Below are 17,590 nucleotides of genomic sequence, written 5' to 3'. Positions count from 1 at the left end.
TTTCCTATAAGGATGAGACTAGTTTTTTTGGTATAATAGAAGGTAGAAAAAACGAGGAAATATAAATGATTTTTGATACTCATACTTAGAGTGTTTGGAGTGCAGTTTAAGGACTCGTGATATTATTGAGGCACAAATTAACCATAAAACTAACCAAAAGAAAGTTAAAGTAGCATACAAAAAGAGGAATTCATTGAGAGTTCCTCTTTTAATCTATGTTTTTGACAATTTCATTGAACAAAGAAATGATTTTTAATTTTTTTGTGTGTGATAAATCTGAGATGTTATCGATCAATGTAGTGATAGGGACGGAATTATTTGAAAGTGGGAAATTAAAGAAGTCTTCTACGGTCATACCTAAAGCAGTAAGCACTTTTTCAAGTGTGTGTATTTTAAAATCATATTTCATATTCTCGATGTTCTGTATTGCTTTAATACCTAGTCCGGCTTGATTGGATAATTGTTCTTGGCTGAGATTTTGTTCTTTTCTACATTCTCTTATACGCTCTGCTATGTATTTTTGTAATTGATTAGCTTCCATCCGTAATTTCCTCTTTTGTACTATTCTACTATCCTTTATATGATTTTTTAAGTACAATTAACTGTCTAAAACATCAATATAGTATAGCGCGTCGTACTATTTTGTGTTAAAATAGATAAAAAACAATACAAAAGGAGTATGGTCTAATGTTAGTGTATTCTGCTGCAACTGCAAAAGCGTATAGTGTTTACCATAAAACTAAGGTTATGAGCACCAGTCAAAAAGAACAATTATATAGAGCTTTTAAAAAGTATGCTATAGAGGAATTTAAAAGAACCGAAAAGTTAATGAGTTATAACTATGATGGAAGAACTAAATTTTTCTCTAGAAATGTATTTAATGCTAGTTTTTATAGTTTTTATCAATCTAGATATTTCAGAGATACGCCTTTATATGATAAATTACCTACTTGGCTTTATTTTAATACTGGAAAAGATGTAGAAACAATATGTAAAAGAACTATAACATTAATAAAATCTGCTGGCTATAAAGCAGAATATAATGGTAAAAATGGTATTACAATGTGGAAAGTTAAAAAGTAGAATGGTAGGAAAATAACATGAGTTTTGGCTTATTGAATGATTTTTTACAAACCAGTAAAGAAGAACGCGTAGAAGTATTGTATCGCTATCTTGTGAATGGTGAAAGTGGATCGTTTATTGCAGAGGATTTTTATAGTAATAAAAACTATGCATGGAAAATATCTGCTATTACGCAAGGATATTGTGAAAAAGGCGGTAAAAATCGTGGTAAAATTTCGGTTACTAAAGATGAAATTAAATTTTTTGTTGAATCCTATCCAACTGGTACCTACGATACAGGATTGACTATTTCAGACTGTTTGGAACAAAGTAAAACACAAAAGATAAAGCAGAGTGTACCTCGTTTAACTGCTACTTTTGGGGATGCGATTGACTCAATGAATAATATTATTTATACTCCTCAAAGGACGAGTGTGGGAAATGATAAGATTTTAAATTATATTTATTCGCAAGGATTGGCTTTTGCATCAGAATATAAGTATTCAATTGTTTTAGAAGGAGATTTAGATAAAAGAGTATCTGAACTAGAAGGCTCTTGGCCATTCTCATCATCCACTCATATATGTTATGTCGCAGTTTTTGATGATTATCTTGTTTATATTTTGGGAGCATTAGATAGGTCTAGTGTAGATTTACTAATTCCGTTTAAAGAAATTGAAAAGTTTGTTTCACAGGAAAAAGGCGGATCACAAGTGTTCATGGTTGATATACTGTATAAAGGGAAGACAACATTTGAAAATAATTATCAAGTCTCATTGCACTTTGCAAATCATAAAAATGAAAGTGATGAGGTATTATATTTTATATTGACCTTGCAATATGAATATTGGAGGTTAAATGGCCAAAAAAATTATAGTAGTCAACTACCGAAAATAAGGAAGCAACTAGGAGCGAATGCGACTAATTTTATTGGATCTATTTTATATCGATACGTACATGACGGATTATCCATTGACTCAATAGTAAAGGAAATTTTTCCCAAAGATCAATGGAGAAATGGGCTAAAAGCTATTGTAAAGTTACTCTTTTTTGATTATCGTTTGCAAGTTTCAGATAAAGGTAAACTAAAGGAAAAGACATTAAGTCCAGTAGATTTTGAAAGATTCGTTGAACATTTTTATAATGGTATTCGAGTTGATAAAGAAGAAATGGATGGAGGACAACCATCGCAAAATGGCTTATATGTTTTAGAACGTTTTTTTAAGGATAGATAATAATATGACTAATTATCGCGATCTTCGTTTCCCAAAACAATTCGGTGATTTTTCAGAATCTTTGGTAATGTATATTTTAGGATTAAATAATTGGTCAGTTGCTCTCATTGATCACGTTGGTGCAGATGTAATAGCTGTCAGAAGGACTGGAGAATCCAAAAGGCTAGCTATTTCTGTGAAGGGCAGAAATTTTCCAGCAACAGAAAGTAAATCGTTTGATTTTGATCGGAGTAATATAGAAAAACTAAAAGACACAGCCAACATGCTAGGAATGATTCCAGCAGTTTCATTTGTATTTGTTGATACACAGGAAGATATAAGAAAAATCAGAATTATTATGGCTGAGTTAAGTACACTTGAAAAGATGGCTGGAGACAAACATATCGACTTTATAAATTATAATAGTAAACAAGGCATACAAGTAAAATTTACTCAGTCACAAAGAGCAAACCATTTGGAAAATATTAAACAAACATCCAATATTTTTTATTCAGAGTTAGTATTTAATGATGATAATGTTTTTCATTAATTTTGGAAGAAATAAACAAAATACATAGTAGTTATACGATTTTGTATAGCTGCTATTTTTTATCGCTGACTGTTGTGTTTGGGGAATGTATAATTGTCTATTTAAGATATATAAATAAAAGAAACATGAGGAAGTTATGCAGTTATGTTATAATTAAGCTATGTTACATGGCTTTTTTGGGCAGTTAAGGAACATTGAGGAAAGAGAAGGAAATATAAATGATTTTTGATACTCATACCCACTTGAATGTGGAAGAATTTTTGGGGCGTGAAGAAGAAGAACTTACTTTAGCGGCTGAAATGGGTGTAACTCGGATGAATATTGTTGGTTTTGACAAACCGACTATTGAGCGTGCTCTTGAACTAGTGGACAAGTATGATCAACTCTATGCGACGATTGGCTGGCATCCAACGGAAGCAGGGACATACACAGAGGAAGTGGAGTCTTACTTGCTAGAAAAACTAAAACATCCAAAAGTTGTTGCCTTGGGGGAGATTGGTTTGGACTACCACTGGATGACGGCATCTAAGGAAGTGCAGGAACAAGTTTTCCGTCGTCAGATTCAGCTATCTAAGGAACTGGACTTACCTTTTGTAGTTCACACCCGTGATGCGCTAGAAGACACCTATGAGATTATCAAAAGTGAAGGAGTCGGTCCCTGTGGCGGCATCATGCATTCCTTCTCTGGTTCTTTGGATTGGGCGGAGAAGTTCGTGGAGCTTGGTATGGCTATTTCCTTTTCTGGGGTGGTGACTTTCAAGAAGGCGACAGATATTCAGGAAGCTGCCAAAGAGTTACCTTTGGATAAAATTTTGGTAGAGACAGATGCACCTTATCTAGCCCCTGTACCCAAGCGTGGGCGTGAAAATAAGACAGCTTACACGCGCTATGTAGTAGACTTTATTGCGGACTTGCGTGATATGACAACAGAAGATTTGGCAGCTGCGACAAGTACCAATGCAGAAGGCATCTTTGGATTGGAAAGTAAATCATGAAAGAGAAAATTTCCCAAGTCATCGTAGTTGAAGGACGCGATGACACGGCCAATCTTAAACGTTATTTTGATGTGGAGACCTATGAGACTCGTGGATCGGCTATCAATGAGCAGGATCTTGAACGAATCCAACGTTTACATGAGCGTCATGGAGTCATTGTCTTTACAGATCCCGATTTTAACGGGGAACGCATTCGTCGGATGATTATGACGGCCATTCCGACAGTTCAGCACGCCTTTCTCAAACGTGATGAGGCAGTGCCAAAATCTAAGACCAAGGGACGTTCTCTAGGAATTGAGCATGCTAGCTACGAAGACTTGAAGACAGCACTAGAACAAGTAACTGAGCAGTTTAAAGTAGAAAGTGACTTTGATATTAGCCGTAGTGACTTGATTCGCCTTGGTTTTCTAGCCGGAGCAGATAGCCGAAAACGCAGAGAATATCTAGGAGAAAGTCTTCGTATCGGTTATTCCAATGGGAAACAACTCCTTAAACGTTTAGAGTTATTTGGGATCAGTTTAGATGAAGTTGAAGATGTTATGAAATCGTATGAGAATTGAGAAACTCCCCCAAAATGTGGAGGGAATGTGATACAATAGAAGTAATCATAAACGGTTTAATCAGGCTTGGTAGCAAGCATTAGAAAAGTGACTCCATAGAAATTGTGCTAAGTGGAGATGATGAGGAAAAGTTATGGGAATCTTTGACTATTTGAAAAAGACTGAAGCAGAAGAGGCGAAAGGCAATGCTTGCGTGGGTGTTCTAGATTTGTTCCCGATGAAGGAAACGAATCAATTATTGATTGTTGGGAGTCTAGAAGGTAGTATCAAGGTTGGAGATCAGTTGCAGTTTTGCAATCCCGACCAAGGAATGGAAAGTCTTGGTACTGTAGAGGTTAAAAAACTTAGCAGTCAAAACAAAGATGCAGATAGTCTAACTGATGAAGTTCTTGCCCATCTAGTGGTTGATAGGAATCCTTCTTTGGATAAATTGAAAAAAGGAAGTGTACTCTTTAGTTCAGGTGTTGAGGAAGAGCAAAAATTATCTAGCTATTCAGATGCTCTTTATCGTGCTTTTGTAGCCATCCAAGAGGGGCAATTGACTAATGAAGACTATTTGGCAGCTAGCCTTGATGACAGCGTAGAGATTTTACGTCTCTTTTTATGGAAATGCCGTCAAAATCAGGAAACTGAAAGTGAAGAAAGCTATCAAGCCAACACTCGCAAGTTGGAACGTCTAGCGGAAATCGTCAAGGACAAGTTGTTAGCAGCAGATTCAGTTTATGTAGTTTATTCAGAAAAAACAGGCGAACCTTACCTCTTTTCAACGACTTATGATAGAGGTGAGGAAGGTTATCTGTGTACTGATCCCATGATTATGCTTTTGACACCATCTTGGTATCGCCAATTCAAGGAAACCATTGACAGCCGACCAACCTCAGTCGTAAAACTGATTGAAAATACGGAAGATAAAAAAGGAATTGAGAATTTCCTTGGGACAGCCTTTTACTTAAACGGTGCCATGGGAGCAATCTTTAATTCCAAGGAAGTCAGCATCAGTGCCTCAGCCTTGGTTCAAAAACCAGATTTTTCTAATTTGCCAGAAATACAAGTTCCTGTCATGAATCCTGACCTGGTAAGATGGATGCTCTTGATGGGGCAGATGGACCAACCGACTACAGAAGAGCAAGAACTAGTTTATGGGCTTTACTACAAGTTCTTCTCTATGGCTATGCCTAAAGCAAAATTCTTGCTTCCATTAGATGCAACATCAGGATTCCCAGAGGATAATTCAGAAGGAAATTCCTTTGTTTTGGAAAAAGACGCTAACTTTAACATTCCCATTAGAGAAGGAAAAGATGGCCGAAATTCAATTCCAGTATTTACTGATTGGAAACGTCTGAGAATGGTTTTTGATGAAAAATGGAATGGGATGATTGAAGAAGCTGGAGGCATGATTGAAGGCTTTGACTATGCTATAAACCCAACGGAATACTATGAAGCGGGTGCCTATGTTAGCCTAACAGCTTTTAGAGACATGCAAAAACTTAGTGAGTAACAAGAAGGAAGAGCTCAAGATTAGAAAGTTTTTGTACATTGGGGAACTGTACAGTTTTATCCACACTTACTTGAATCAGTAACCTTTTTCAAAGATTGTGAAAGGAAACGATATGGCAAATAGAAGTTATATTTACTTAAAAAACGGAGATGAAGCCCGTATTCTAACAGAGGGAATTTACACAATACCTTATTTTTGGCAATTGTTTTGGGATGAAGAAGATTTAAAAGCTCCTATTGCTCTCTGGGAAACAGCAGAAAAACTCGAAGAAGATGAAGAGCAAGCAGAAAAGTTTTACCAAGAGCAGAATGTAGATATCTTGCTTTCTATTAAAAAATTTCAGCAAAACGCCCTCCAAAATCGGTCTTTTTTAGAAGAAAATGTCCCACAAGCCTTGAAACTATATGATGCCTTTGTTCGTTATATTCTTGCAAACGTAAAAGATGGTGATGTGTTAGGATTTGATCTTTTGGATGTAGTTTTTATGGACCAAGTCTCTGTAGTCGCTGATAAACTGTTAAAAAATATCCGAGCTATTCGGGAAAATCAACCCAAAGATTTAGATTTTTCTCTAACGGATGAGAACTTAATAGGCCTTGCTATGGGCTTTCCTGATTATTACGCTTCAGAATTATTACCAGAAGACAATATTCTAGATTCGGTTGCATATCAGGATGAATTGAAGAAAATGAACCCCCAAGAAGATAAAAAACAGCTTGATATGACTGGAGCCGATACAAAAGGGAACAAACATCGTGTTCTATTTGTATTTTGGATTTTGTTGGCAGGAATTATGTTGTTTCTATATATTATTTTTAGCTAATAATTAGAAAAGAGAATAAATGAGAATTGCAGATTATAGCGTGACCAAGGCAGTACTGGAGCGTCACGGTTTTACCTTTAAAAAATCCTTCGGGCAAAATTTCTTGACCGATACCAATATCCTTCAAAAAATCGTGGATACGGCTGAGATTGATGATCAAGTCAATGTTATCGAAATCGGGCCAGGGATTGGTGCCTTGACGGAATTTCTAGCTGAACGTGCAGCTGAAGTCATGGCCTTTGAGATTGATCACCGTTTGGTGCCAATCCTAGCGGATACCCTGCGTGATTTTGACAATGTGACCGTAGTCAATGAGGACATTCTAAAAGTTGACCTAGCGCAACATATCCAGAATTTTAAAAACCCTGACCTGCCTATTAAGGTAGTAGCCAACTTGCCTTACTATATCACAACTCCTATTCTCATGCACTTGATTGAAAGTGGCATTCCTTTTAGTGAGTTTGTCGTCATGATGCAAAAAGAAGTGGCAGATCGGATCTCTGCTCAGCCAAATACCAAGGCTTACGGTAGCTTGTCAATTGCAGTTCAGTATTATATGACGGCCAAGGTTGCCTTTATCGTACCTCGTACGGTCTTTGTGCCAGCGCCAAACGTGGACTCGGCTATCTTGAAAATGGTACGCCGTCCAGAACCAGCTGTAGCAGTAAAAGATGAGAACTTCTTCTTTAAAGTTTCCAAGGCTAGTTTCACCCATCGTCGTAAGACCTTGTGGAATAACTTGACGGGTTACTTTGGGAAGACTGAAGAAATCAAGGATAAATTGACCAAGGCTTTGGACCAAGCAGACTTGTCACCATCTGTACGTGGAGAAGCTCTGGGCTTGGCGGAATTTGCTAGTTTAGCAGATGCACTTAAAGGACAAGGACTCTAAGATGCAGGGACAAATCATTAAAGCTTTGGCGGGTTTCTACTATGTGGAGAGTGATGGCCATGTTTATCAAACACGCGCGCGTGGGAATTTTCGTAAAAAAGGCCACACACCCTATGTTGGGGATTGGGTAGATTTTTCTGCGGAGGAAAATTCCGAAGGTTATATTCTCAAGATTCATGAACGAAAAAATAGTCTGGTTCGCCCACCCATTGTCAATATTGACCAGGCCGTTGTCATTATGTCTGTTAAAGAACCTGACTTTAATAGCAACTTGTTGGATCGCTTCTTGGTCCTTTTAGAACACAAGGGCATTCATCCTATCGTCTATATTTCCAAAATGGACTTACTGGAAGATGGGGGAGAACTGGATTTTTACGAGCAGACCTATGGTGCTATTGGTTACGACTTTGTGACTGGTAAGGAAGAGCTCTTGCCGCTATTGACAAACAAGGTGACAGTCTTTATGGGGCAGACAGGTGTTGGTAAGTCAACCCTTCTTAATAAAATCGCACCTGACCTCAATCTAGAGACGGGAGAAATCTCTGATAGTCTGGGTCGTGGTCGTCACACCACTCGAGCGGTTAGTTTTTACAATCTCAATGGTGGAAAAATCGCAGACACACCAGGTTTTTCATCGCTGGATTATGAAGTGACAACAGCAGAAGACCTGAATCAGGCTTTTCCAGAGATTGCTAGTGTCAGTCGTGATTGTAAGTTCCGCACTTGTACCCATACTCATGAGCCGTCGTGTGCGGTCAAACCAGCAGTAGAAGAGGGGATCATTGCTACCTTCCGTTTTGACAACTACCTGCAATTCCTCAGTGAGATTGAAAATCGCAGAGAAACCTATAAAAAAGTCAGCAAAAAAATTCCAAAATAAGGAGAAACCTATGTCTCAATACAAGATTGCTCCGTCAATTCTGGCAGCGGATTATGCCAACTTTGAACGTGAAATTAAACGCCTAGAAGCAACTGGGGCAGAATATGCCCACATCGATATTATGGATGGTCACTTTGTACCCCAAATTAGTTTTGGTGCAGGTGTGGTTGAAAGCCTTCGCCCTCATAGCAAGATGGTCTTTGATTGCCACTTGATGGTATCTAACCCTGAACATCATCTAGAGGACTTTGCGCGTGCGGGAGCGGATATTATCAGCATCCATGTTGAGGCAACACCTCATATCCATGGCGCTCTCCAAAAGATTCGTTCATTAGGGGTCAAGCCTTCAGTTGTCATTAATCCTGGAACGCCCGTTGAGGCTATCAAGCACATTCTTCACTTAGTTGACCAAGTCTTGGTGATGACGGTTAACCCTGGATTTGGCGGGCAAGCTTTTCTGCCTGAAACCATGGATAAGATTCGTGAGTTGGTGGCCCTTCGAGAGGAAAAAGGCTTGAACTTTGAAATCGAAGTCGATGGTGGGATTGATGATCAAACCATTGCTCTAGCCAAAGAAGCTGGCGCTACAGTTTTTGTAGCAGGATCCTATGTCTTTAAGGGAGATGTCAATGAACGAGTGCAAGCTCTCAGAAAAGAACTGGACTAGAGTTGCAGTTTTTGCTGGTGGAGACCGTGGTCACTATCGAACAGATTTTGATTGCTTCGTCGGTGTGGATCGAGGCTCACTTTGGGTACTGGAGGAAAAACTTCCTCTTGATCTAGCCGTTGGGGATTTTGATTCTGTGACTGTAGAAGAACGTCAGTTGATTCAAAAACGTGCCCAGCAGTTTGTTCAAGCCCAACCAGAAAAAGACGATACCGATTTGGAATTAGCCCTTCTCACTATTTTTGAAAAAAATCCTCAAGCTCGGATCACTATTTTCGGTGCTCTGGGTGGTCGCATTGACCATATGCTGGCTAATGTCTTTCTGCCTAGCAATCCTAAATTGGCGCCTTACATGCACCAAATAGAGATTGAGGATGGACAAAATTTGATTCGTTACTGTCCAGAAGGGACCAGCCAACTTGAACCACGGTCGGACTACGATTATCTAGCCTTTATGCCAGTTCGGGATAGTCAGCTGACCATTCTTGGTGCCAAGTATGAACTGACAGAGGAGAATTTTTTCTTTAAGAAAGTTTACGCTTCTAACGAATATATAGATAGGGAAGTTTCGGTGACTTGCCCAGATGGCTATGTGGTCGTCTTGCATAGCAAAGATAGGAGGTAGGATGGAAAGTTTACTTGTTGTTTTATTAGTTGCTAATCTAGCCGGCCTCTTTCTCATTTGGCAAAGGCAGGACAAGCAGGAGCAATATTTGACCAAGAGTTTAGAAGATCAGGCAGATAATCTCTCAGACCAGTTAGATTATCGATTTGAACAAGCCAGACAAGCTAGTCAGCTAGATCAAAAGGACTTAGAAGTGGCTGTCAGCGACCGTTTGCAGGAGGTGCGAATCGAATTGCACCAAGGTCTGACTCAGGTTCGACAGGAGATGAATGAAAACCTCCTCCAAACCAGAGATAAGACTGACCAACGCCTCCAAGCCTTGCAGGAATCAAATGAGCAACGCTTGGAACAGATGCGCCAAACGGTCGAGGAAAAGCTAGAAAAGACTTTGCAGACACGTTTACAAGCCTCCTTCGAGACAGTTTCCAAGCAATTGGAATCTGTCAATCGTGGCCTTGGAGAAATGCAGACGGTGGCGCGAGATGTCGGTGCGCTAAATAAAGTTCTTTCCGGAGCTAAGACTCGAGGTATTCTGGGAGAATTGCAACTGGGACAGATTATTGAAGATATCATGACACCTGCCCAGTATGAACGAGAATTTGCAACGGTTGAAAATTCGAGTGAGAGAGTCGAGTACGCCATCAAGTTGCCCGGACAAGGCGACCAAGAATATGTCTACCTACCGATTGACTCTAAGTTTCCACTGGCGGATTATTACCGCCTGGAAGAAGCTTATGAAGCAGGTGATAAGGAAGAGATTGAGCGCTGTCGTAAGTCTCTCCTAGCAAGTGTTAAACGTTTTGCTAAAGATATCAAGAGCAAGTATCTGGCACCGCCACGGACAACAAATTTTGGAGTTTTGTTTGTTCCGACAGAAGGTCTCTATTCAGAAATTGTTCGCAATCCAATTTTCTTTGATGAATTGAGACGGGAGGAGCAGATTATCGTTGCAGGACCAAGTACTTTGTCTGCCCTTCTCAACTCCCTTTCAGTTGGCTTCAAGACTCTTAATATCCAAAAGAGTGCTGACCATATCAGTAAAACCCTTGCTAGTGTCAAAACCGAATTTGGCAAGTTTGGAGGTATTCTGGTCAAGGCACAAAAGCATCTCCAACATGCCTCTGGCAATATTGATGATTTATTAAATCGTCGTACTACAGCTATCGAGCGAACGCTCCGACATATTGAATTGTCAGAAGGTGAGCCTGCGCTTGATCTACTCCAGTTCCAAGAAGATGAGGAAGAATATGAAGATTAGTCACATGAAGAAAGATGAGCATTTTGAAGGTTTTTACCTAATCAAGTCAGCTGATCTTAGACAAACCCGAGCTGGGAAAAACTACCTAGCCTTTACCTTCCAAGATGATAGTGGGGAAATCGAAGGAAAACTCTGGGATGCCCAACCACATAATGTTTCAGCCTTCACTGCAGGTAAGGTTGTTCACATGCAAGGCCGCCGAGAGGTTTACAATAACACCCCTCAGGTCAATCAAATTACTCTTCGTCTGCCTCAGCCTGGGGAACCCAATGATCCAGCTGATTTTAAGGTTAAATCTCCAGTTGATGCCAAAGAGATTCGTGAGTATATGTCACAGATGATTTTCAAAATTGAAAATCCTATCTGGCAACGTATCGTCAGAAGTCTTTATGCCAAGTACGACAAGCAGTTTTATTCCTACCCAGCCGCCAAAACCAACCACCATGCCTTTGAAACAGGCCTGGCCTACCATACAGCAACCATGGTACGTTTGGCAGATGCAATAGGAGATGTTTATCCTCAACTCAATAAAAGTTTACTCTATGCAGGAATCATGCTTCATGATCTAGCCAAAGTCATCGAGTTGACAGGACCTGACCAAACTGAGTACACAGTAAGAGGAAATCTTTTAGGACATATTGCTTTGATTGACAGTGAAATCACAAAAGCAGTTATGGAGCTTGGAATCGATGATACCAAAGAAGAGGTTGTCCTTCTTCGCCATGTCATTCTCAGTCACCATGGTCTCCTTGAGTACGGAAGCCCTGTTCGTCCACGAATCATGGAGGCAGAAATCATTCACATGATTGACAATCTGGACGCAAGTATGATGATGATGTCAACGGCTCTCGCCTTAGTTGATGAGGGAGAAATGACCAATAAGGTCTTTGCCATGGACAATCGTTCCTTTTATAAGCCAAAATTAGACTAGAAACTAAAAAAATGAGCTTTATTTAGGTAATAAAGTTCGTTTTTTTAACTCTAGTGTGATATAATGAGAAAAAGACTAAATAAAAAAGAATGGTAAATGCATAATGAAATTAAGAAGAAGTGATCGGATGGTTGTGATTTCCAATTACTTGATCAACAATCCATACAAATTAACCAGTCTCAACACCTTTGCAGAAAAGTATGAATCTGCCAAGTCTTCTATTTCAGAAGATATCGTCATCATTAAACGTGCTTTCGAAGAAATTGAAATCGGTCATATTCAAACGGTGACAGGTGCTGGTGGTGGTGTTATTTTTACACCATCGATCTCTACCCTTGAGTCTAAAACGATTATCGAAGAGCTTCGTGATAAACTTTCAGAGAGTGACCGTATTCTTCCGGGTGGCTACATTTATTTATCTGACCTATTGAGCACTCCAGCTATTTTGAAAAATATCGGTCGCATTATTGCTAAGAGCTTTATGGATCAGAAGATTGATGCCGTTATGACGGTAGCGACCAAAGGGGTTCCGCTTGCAAACGCAGTGGCAAATGTCCTCAACGTACCATTTGTCATTGTCCGTCGCGACTTGAAAATCACTGAAGGTTCAACTGTAAGTGTCAACTACGTTTCAGGTTCTAGTGACCGTATCGAAAAGATGTTCCTTTCAAAACGTAGCCTCAAAGCAGGAAGTCGTGTCTTGATCGTTGATGACTTCTTGAAGGGTGGAGGAACCATTAACGGTATGATTAGCCTCTTGTCTGAGTTTGATTCAGAGTTGGCTGGTGTAGCTGTCTTTGCTGATAATGCACAGGAAGATCGTGAACAACAGTTCGACTACAAGTCACTCTTGAGAGTCACAAATATTGATGTGAAGAACCAACAAATTGAAGTTGAAGTTGGAAATATCTTCGATACAGAAAAATAAGAAATAACTTAAAATACAAAGGTTGGAACGGTTGTCCCAGCCTTTCTTTGCCAGTCGATGTAAAGGAGAGCTGACCTATGAAAACACCATTTATTAACCGTGAGTCCTTGGAAAAAATTGTTGCCGAGTTCCCGACTCCCTTTCACCTTTATGATGAGAAGGGAATCCGCGAGAAAGCACGCGCAGTAAACAAGGCCTTTTCTTGGAATAAGGGCTTTAAAGAATACTTTGCTGTCAAGGCGACTCCGACACCGGCTATTTTGAAAATCTTACAAGAAGAAGGCTGTGGAGTGGACTGTTCTAGTTATGTCGAACTTTTAATGAGTCACAAGCTTGGGTTTGCAGGCTCAGACATGATGTTCTCATCCAATAACACTCCAGACCAAGAGTACGCTTATGCCAGTGAATTGGGAGCTACCATTAACTTGGATGCCTTCGAAGATATTGAGCATTTAGAGCGTGCGGCAGGAATTCCTGAGATTATCTCTTGCCGTTACAATCCTGGTGGCGTATTTGAACTAGGAACGGATATTATGGATAGTCCTGGTGAAGCTAAGTTCGGGATGACTAAGGAACAGCTCTTTGAAGCCTTTGCCATCTTGAAGGAAAAGGGGGCTAAAACCTTTGGGATTCATTCCTTCCTAGCTTCCAATACAGTGACCCACCTCTATTATCCAGAATTAGCACGTCAGCTTTTTGAATTGGCAGTAGAAATCAAAGAAAAGCTGGGCATTTCGCTGGACTTTATCAATCTTTCTGGTGGTATCGGGGTCAACTATCGCCCAGACCAGGAGCCTAATGATATTGCTTTGATTGGTGAGGGAGTTCGTCAGGTTTATGAAGAAGTCCTCACACCAGCAGGTCTTGGTCAGGTTAAAATCTATACAGAACTAGGTCGCTTTATGTTGGCACCCCATGGCATTCTCGTTACAAAAGTGACTCATAAAAAGAAAACCTACCGTACCTATCTAGGAGTAGATGCATCGGCTGTCAATCTTATGAGACCAGCTATGTATGGTGCTTACCATCACATTACAAATATGATGCATCCTGATGGTCAGACTGAAGTGGTTGATGTTGTTGGTTCACTTTGTGAAAACAACGATAAGTTTGCAGTAAATCGTGAGCTGCCTCAAACAGAAATTGGTGATTTGTTAGTCATTCATGATACAGGTGCCCATGGCTTCTCTATGGGATACCAGTACAATGCGAAACTTCGTTCGGCAGAGATTCTATACACAGAGGATGGTGGTGCTCGACTAATCCGTAGAGCAGAGCGCCCTGAGGACTATTTTGCAACTCTCTATGGGTTTGACTTTGACAAGGATTAATAAATATTTTGAAAATCATGAAAGTTGAAAGTAAAAAACAGATTGTTTTCTAAAAAATAGGCAAAATCTGTGGTTTTTCTTTTCAGGCATGATATAATAAAGCTATAAAACGGTTTCAAGAAAGGGAACGATATGACTGAAGAAACAATTGATTATGGACAAGTGACAGGAATGGTACACTCAACAGAGAGTTTTGGGTCGGTAGATGGCCCCGGGATTCGTTTTATTGTCTTTCTTCAAGGATGTCAGATGCGTTGTCAGTACTGCCATAATCCAGATACATGGGCTATGGAAACCAATAAATCTCGTGAACGGACAGTAGACGATGTTCTAGAGGAAGCTCTCCGTTACCGTGGATTCTGGGGAACCAAGGGAGGTATTACAGTCAGTGGCGGAGAGGCTCTCTTGCAGATTGACTTTCTGATTGCTCTCTTTACTAAGGCAAAAGAAAAAGGTATCCACTGTACCTTGGATACTTGTGCCCTTCCATTCCGTAATAAACCACGCTATCTGGAAAAATTCAACAAATTGATGGCCGTTACAGACTTGGTACTCCTTGATATCAAGGAAATCAACGAAGCGCAACACAAGATTGTGACCAGTCAAACCAACAAAAACATCTTGGCATGTGCTCAATACTTGTCAGAAATCGGTAAACCTGTATGGATCCGTCACGTTCTCGTGCCTGGATTGACAGACCGAGATGAAGATTTGATTGAACTTGGTAAGTTCGTAAAAACTCTCAAAAATGTTGATAAGTTTGAAATCTTGCCTTACCACACCATGGGTGAGTTCAAATGGCGTGAACTTGGGATTCCATATTCCCTTGAAGGAGTTAAACCTCCAACAGCAGATCGTGTGAAGAACGCTAAGGAATTGATGGACACAGAAAGCTATCAAGATTACATGAAACGTGTACATGGATGAAGAAGAAGCCTGATGGGAACATCGGGCTTTTAAGTTTACACAAATAAATACAAATAAGATTAAATTAAACAAAATTTTTATGATTTATATAACAACACAGATTTTATAAAGATCTAAATTTCTGAAAAAAATCCGAAAATTATTGATTAATATATACTTGTTTAAAATGATAAACCAACAAATTGAATAGGAGAACATCATGGAACAAAGTATTACCATTAAAAATCTATGTAAGTCATATGGTCAAACTCAAATTTTAAAAGATATTTCTTTTGAAGCAAAAGCAGGTAGAGTGACTGCTTTCTTGGGTCCAAATGGAGCTGGGAAAAGTTCAACCTTACGTATCTTATTAGGATTAGACAAAGCAACATCTGGTCTTGCCAAAATTGGAGATCAAACTTATAAGGAATTAAAATTTCCTCTAAAGACTGTAGGAGCTTCATTTGACAGTGTAGGAGCTCCTGATGATCGGACTGTTTATCAACATTTGAAAATTGTTGCTGCTAGTAATGGGCTATCCAGCCAGCGAATTGAGCAAGTCTTGGATATGGTGGATATTAGCTATAAGAAAAAATCTAAAATTGGAAAATTATCATTAGGAGAAGGACAACGCTTGGGAATTGCAACAGCTCTATTAGGAAATCCTCAGTATCTGATATTGGATGAACCGACAAATGGGTTGGATCCAAGAGGAATTCGGTGGTTTAGAGAGTTTATAAAAAAACAGGCTCAAGAAGGAAAGACCGTCTTGCTATCATCTCATATATTATCGGAAGTGGAAGCAGTGACAGATGATGTGGTCATCATAAATAAAGGCAAAGTTCTTATAAAAGGGACTTTACAAGAAGTGATGAGAAATCTTTCTTCACTGGAGGAAGTTTTCTTTAGTTTAACAGAGGGAGGAAAGTGACATGGCACTTATTTACTCTCTTCATTCTGAAATATTGAAATTACTTTATAAGAGAGCTACTCATGTTGTACTATTCTTGATACTAGTACTTCAAACGTTTTTAGCAAATATTGGTGCTTCTCAAATTGTTTCAGTTGGTATCCATGCTACACCAGAGACAAATCCAGAGTTAGTAGAAGCTATTCCACCTATTGAATTTTTAGGATTTGATGTTACTCTAATTGGCATTTTTTTTATGATTATCTTAGGCTCAATCTACGGAGCTGAAGAGTATAAAGACTCTGCTATTCGTACAAGCCTCCTCTCTAATACGAGTCGAATTACTCTCCTAGTTTCAAAGACATTAATTTGGCTGGTATTTTCTTTTGTCATTTCCTTCCTATCAATATTTCTGACGATTAACATGACACATTATGTTTTAGGACAAGATGGTTTATTGATATTTTCACTAAATGGGACAGTTTGGTTCTATATGTTTTTGGACAGTATATCTTGGACATTGTTGGGACTTTTAGCCTATATTCTGGCTTTAACATTTAAAAAAGCCCTTGTTCCCCTATTGTTTTTGCTTCCTCAAGTCTACAATTTAGGAACATTCTTAGCCGACCATATATCAATTGCAAAATTTCTTCCAGTTTCATTGAGCTATGGATTGATTGCTACATCTCCTCAAATGTTAGAACAGAATAGTTTACAAAATATTTTGCTTTTACTTTGTTGGAATTTATCATTCTTGGCTTTGGCAATTTACCGCGTACTTCAGTCAGATGTTGGAGGAGGGGAATGAGTTGAAAGAGCAATTTAAAAGTGAGTATCTCAAGTTTATGATGAATCCTTGGCATTGGTTGATTATAGGTGCTCTATTACTTTGTGTTCCGCCGATGGTTATTTTTTTAAATAGTAAACCAGATCAGTTGACTCTACACTTTGTTTTGGAACAGCTACTGCAAAGTCTCTATTTAGGACAGGCAGGTTTTATCAGTCTAGCTGTACTATTTATAGGTCAAGAATTTACAGGTTCTAGTCTTCGTACAAGTTTTCTTACATGTCCAGATCGTTTAAAATTTATAATATGTAAACTAGCTATTGTGTTATGTGTGGAAATTGTATTATTGCTAGCTGTAATATCAGTATGTATACTATTTGCTCAAGGATATTACAATATCAATCTTTTGAGCAACATTAAAAATATTCTAACAATCCTATTTCCAGTTTGTATTTCTATTTTAACCTTCTCTCTTTTAAGTGGTATTTTTGTATTTATTTTCCGGTCTTTTACCTTAATTTTGGGAATAAGTTTATCACTTTTATTGGGGCTAGGGCAAATGTTATTACAATTCAGTTCTTTATTTAGAAATTTACCCTTACTAGCTAGTATGAACTGTTACTATATCCATCCTTTATCACTTTATTATCCAGTGTGGCAAGGCTTAGGGATACAAATAGTTTGGTTATTACTTGTTTTTGTAGTTGCTGCACTGATACTTAGAGAAAGAAATGTACGCTAAAGATAGGGGCTATCCTGTCTTTTTCTCAGTT

At 38.9% G+C, this 17,590-nt stretch carries 20 protein-coding genes; 19 read left to right on the top strand and 1 reads right to left on the bottom strand.

The annotated features are described in order from the left end of the window. Window positions 1-208: 208 nt before the first annotated feature. Window positions 209-541 (bottom strand): helix-turn-helix domain-containing protein, encoded by a 333-nt coding sequence (locus tag QM874_RS08280; RefSeq protein WP_219123138.1) that lies wholly within the window; start codon window positions 539-541, stop codon window positions 209-211. Window positions 542-687: 146 nt separating this feature from the next. Here QM874_RS08280 and QM874_RS08275 point away from each other — a divergent pair, with 146 nt between their 5' ends. From QM874_RS08275 to QM874_RS08185, 19 genes are all read left to right on the top strand, one after another. Next, the gene (locus QM874_RS08275; RefSeq protein ID WP_414316921.1) at window positions 688-1,083 is read left to right on the top strand and encodes a hypothetical protein; all 396 of its coding nucleotides are present in this window, start codon (window positions 688-690) and stop codon (window positions 1,081-1,083) included. A gap of 17 nt (window positions 1,084-1,100) precedes the next feature. Then, window positions 1,101-2,297, top strand: coding sequence for a hypothetical protein (locus QM874_RS08270; protein ID WP_414316920.1), 1,197 nt, complete (start codon window positions 1,101-1,103; stop codon window positions 2,295-2,297). A gap of 4 nt (window positions 2,298-2,301) precedes the next feature. Further along, window positions 2,302-2,826: a hypothetical protein gene (locus QM874_RS08265; protein WP_414316919.1), complete on the top strand. Its 525-nt coding sequence runs from the start codon at window positions 2,302-2,304 to the stop codon at window positions 2,824-2,826. Window positions 2,827-3,044: 218 nt separating this feature from the next. Next, window positions 3,045-3,821 (top strand): TatD family hydrolase, encoded by a 777-nt coding sequence (locus tag QM874_RS08260; protein WP_414316918.1) that lies wholly within the window; start codon window positions 3,045-3,047, stop codon window positions 3,819-3,821. After that, on the top strand, window positions 3,818-4,381 hold the full coding sequence (gene rnmV / locus QM874_RS08255) for a ribonuclease M5 (protein WP_414316917.1): 564 nt from the start codon (window positions 3,818-3,820) through the stop codon (window positions 4,379-4,381). The genes QM874_RS08260 and rnmV overlap by 4 nt, the downstream gene beginning before the upstream one ends. A gap of 133 nt (window positions 4,382-4,514) precedes the next feature. Continuing rightward, a complete protein-coding gene (locus tag QM874_RS08250; protein WP_414316916.1) occupies window positions 4,515-5,879 on the top strand; it encodes an SseB family protein in 1,365 nt (454 codons plus the stop codon). 112 nt (window positions 5,880-5,991) lie between these two features. Then, window positions 5,992-6,702, top strand: a complete 711-nt coding sequence (locus QM874_RS08245) for a dimethyladenosine transferase (protein WP_414316915.1) — start codon at window positions 5,992-5,994, stop codon at window positions 6,700-6,702. Between the two features lie 19 nt (window positions 6,703-6,721). Further along, a complete protein-coding gene (rsmA, locus tag QM874_RS08240; RefSeq protein WP_414316914.1) occupies window positions 6,722-7,594 on the top strand; it encodes a 16S rRNA (adenine(1518)-N(6)/adenine(1519)-N(6))-dimethyltransferase RsmA in 873 nt (290 codons plus the stop codon). 1 nt (window position 7,595) lies between these two features. Beyond that, a complete protein-coding gene (gene rsgA, locus QM874_RS08235; protein ID WP_414316939.1) occupies window positions 7,596-8,474 on the top strand; it encodes a ribosome small subunit-dependent GTPase A in 879 nt (292 codons plus the stop codon). Window positions 8,475-8,484: 10 nt separating this feature from the next. Then, window positions 8,485-9,141, top strand: coding sequence for a ribulose-phosphate 3-epimerase (rpe, locus tag QM874_RS08230; RefSeq protein ID WP_414316913.1), 657 nt, complete (start codon window positions 8,485-8,487; stop codon window positions 9,139-9,141). After that, window positions 9,104-9,766 carry a thiamine diphosphokinase gene (locus tag QM874_RS08225; RefSeq protein ID WP_414316912.1) on the top strand — a complete coding sequence of 221 codons (663 nt, stop codon included), beginning with the start codon at window positions 9,104-9,106 and terminating at the stop codon, window positions 9,764-9,766. The genes rpe and QM874_RS08225 overlap by 38 nt, the downstream gene beginning before the upstream one ends. 1 nt (window position 9,767) lies before the next feature. Then, a complete protein-coding gene (gene rmuC, locus QM874_RS08220) occupies window positions 9,768-11,024 on the top strand; it encodes a DNA recombination protein RmuC (protein ID WP_414316911.1) in 1,257 nt (418 codons plus the stop codon). Next, a complete protein-coding gene (locus QM874_RS08215; protein WP_414271194.1) occupies window positions 11,014-11,955 on the top strand; it encodes a 3'-5' exoribonuclease YhaM family protein in 942 nt (313 codons plus the stop codon). Before rmuC ends, QM874_RS08215 begins: the two co-directional genes overlap by 11 nt. A gap of 103 nt (window positions 11,956-12,058) precedes the next feature. Then, entirely contained in the window at window positions 12,059-12,883 is an 825-nt protein-coding gene (gene purR / locus QM874_RS08210) for a pur operon repressor (RefSeq protein WP_414316910.1), read from the top strand. A gap of 77 nt (window positions 12,884-12,960) precedes the next feature. Then, window positions 12,961-14,214 carry a diaminopimelate decarboxylase gene (locus QM874_RS08205; protein WP_414316909.1) on the top strand — a complete coding sequence of 418 codons (1,254 nt, stop codon included), beginning with the start codon at window positions 12,961-12,963 and terminating at the stop codon, window positions 14,212-14,214. A gap of 132 nt (window positions 14,215-14,346) precedes the next feature. After that, entirely contained in the window at window positions 14,347-15,141 is a 795-nt protein-coding gene (gene pflA / locus QM874_RS08200; RefSeq protein WP_414271191.1) for a pyruvate formate-lyase-activating protein, read from the top strand. A gap of 199 nt (window positions 15,142-15,340) precedes the next feature. Continuing rightward, a complete protein-coding gene (locus QM874_RS08195) occupies window positions 15,341-16,051 on the top strand; it encodes an ABC transporter ATP-binding protein (protein WP_414316908.1) in 711 nt (236 codons plus the stop codon). 1 nt (window position 16,052) lies between these two features. After that, a complete protein-coding gene (locus QM874_RS08190; protein ID WP_414316907.1) occupies window positions 16,053-16,838 on the top strand; it encodes an ABC transporter permease in 786 nt (261 codons plus the stop codon). 1 nt (window position 16,839) lies between these two features. After that, window positions 16,840-17,559 carry an ABC transporter permease gene (locus QM874_RS08185; protein WP_414316906.1) on the top strand — a complete coding sequence of 240 codons (720 nt, stop codon included), beginning with the start codon at window positions 16,840-16,842 and terminating at the stop codon, window positions 17,557-17,559. Window positions 17,560-17,590 lie beyond the last annotated feature (31 nt).

Source organism: Streptococcus infantis (genome assembly GCF_047463615.1).
GTDB classification, from domain to species: domain Bacteria; phylum Bacillota; class Bacilli; order Lactobacillales; family Streptococcaceae; genus Streptococcus; species Streptococcus infantis_X.
This window is presented reverse-complemented; position numbering and strand designations above follow the sequence as displayed.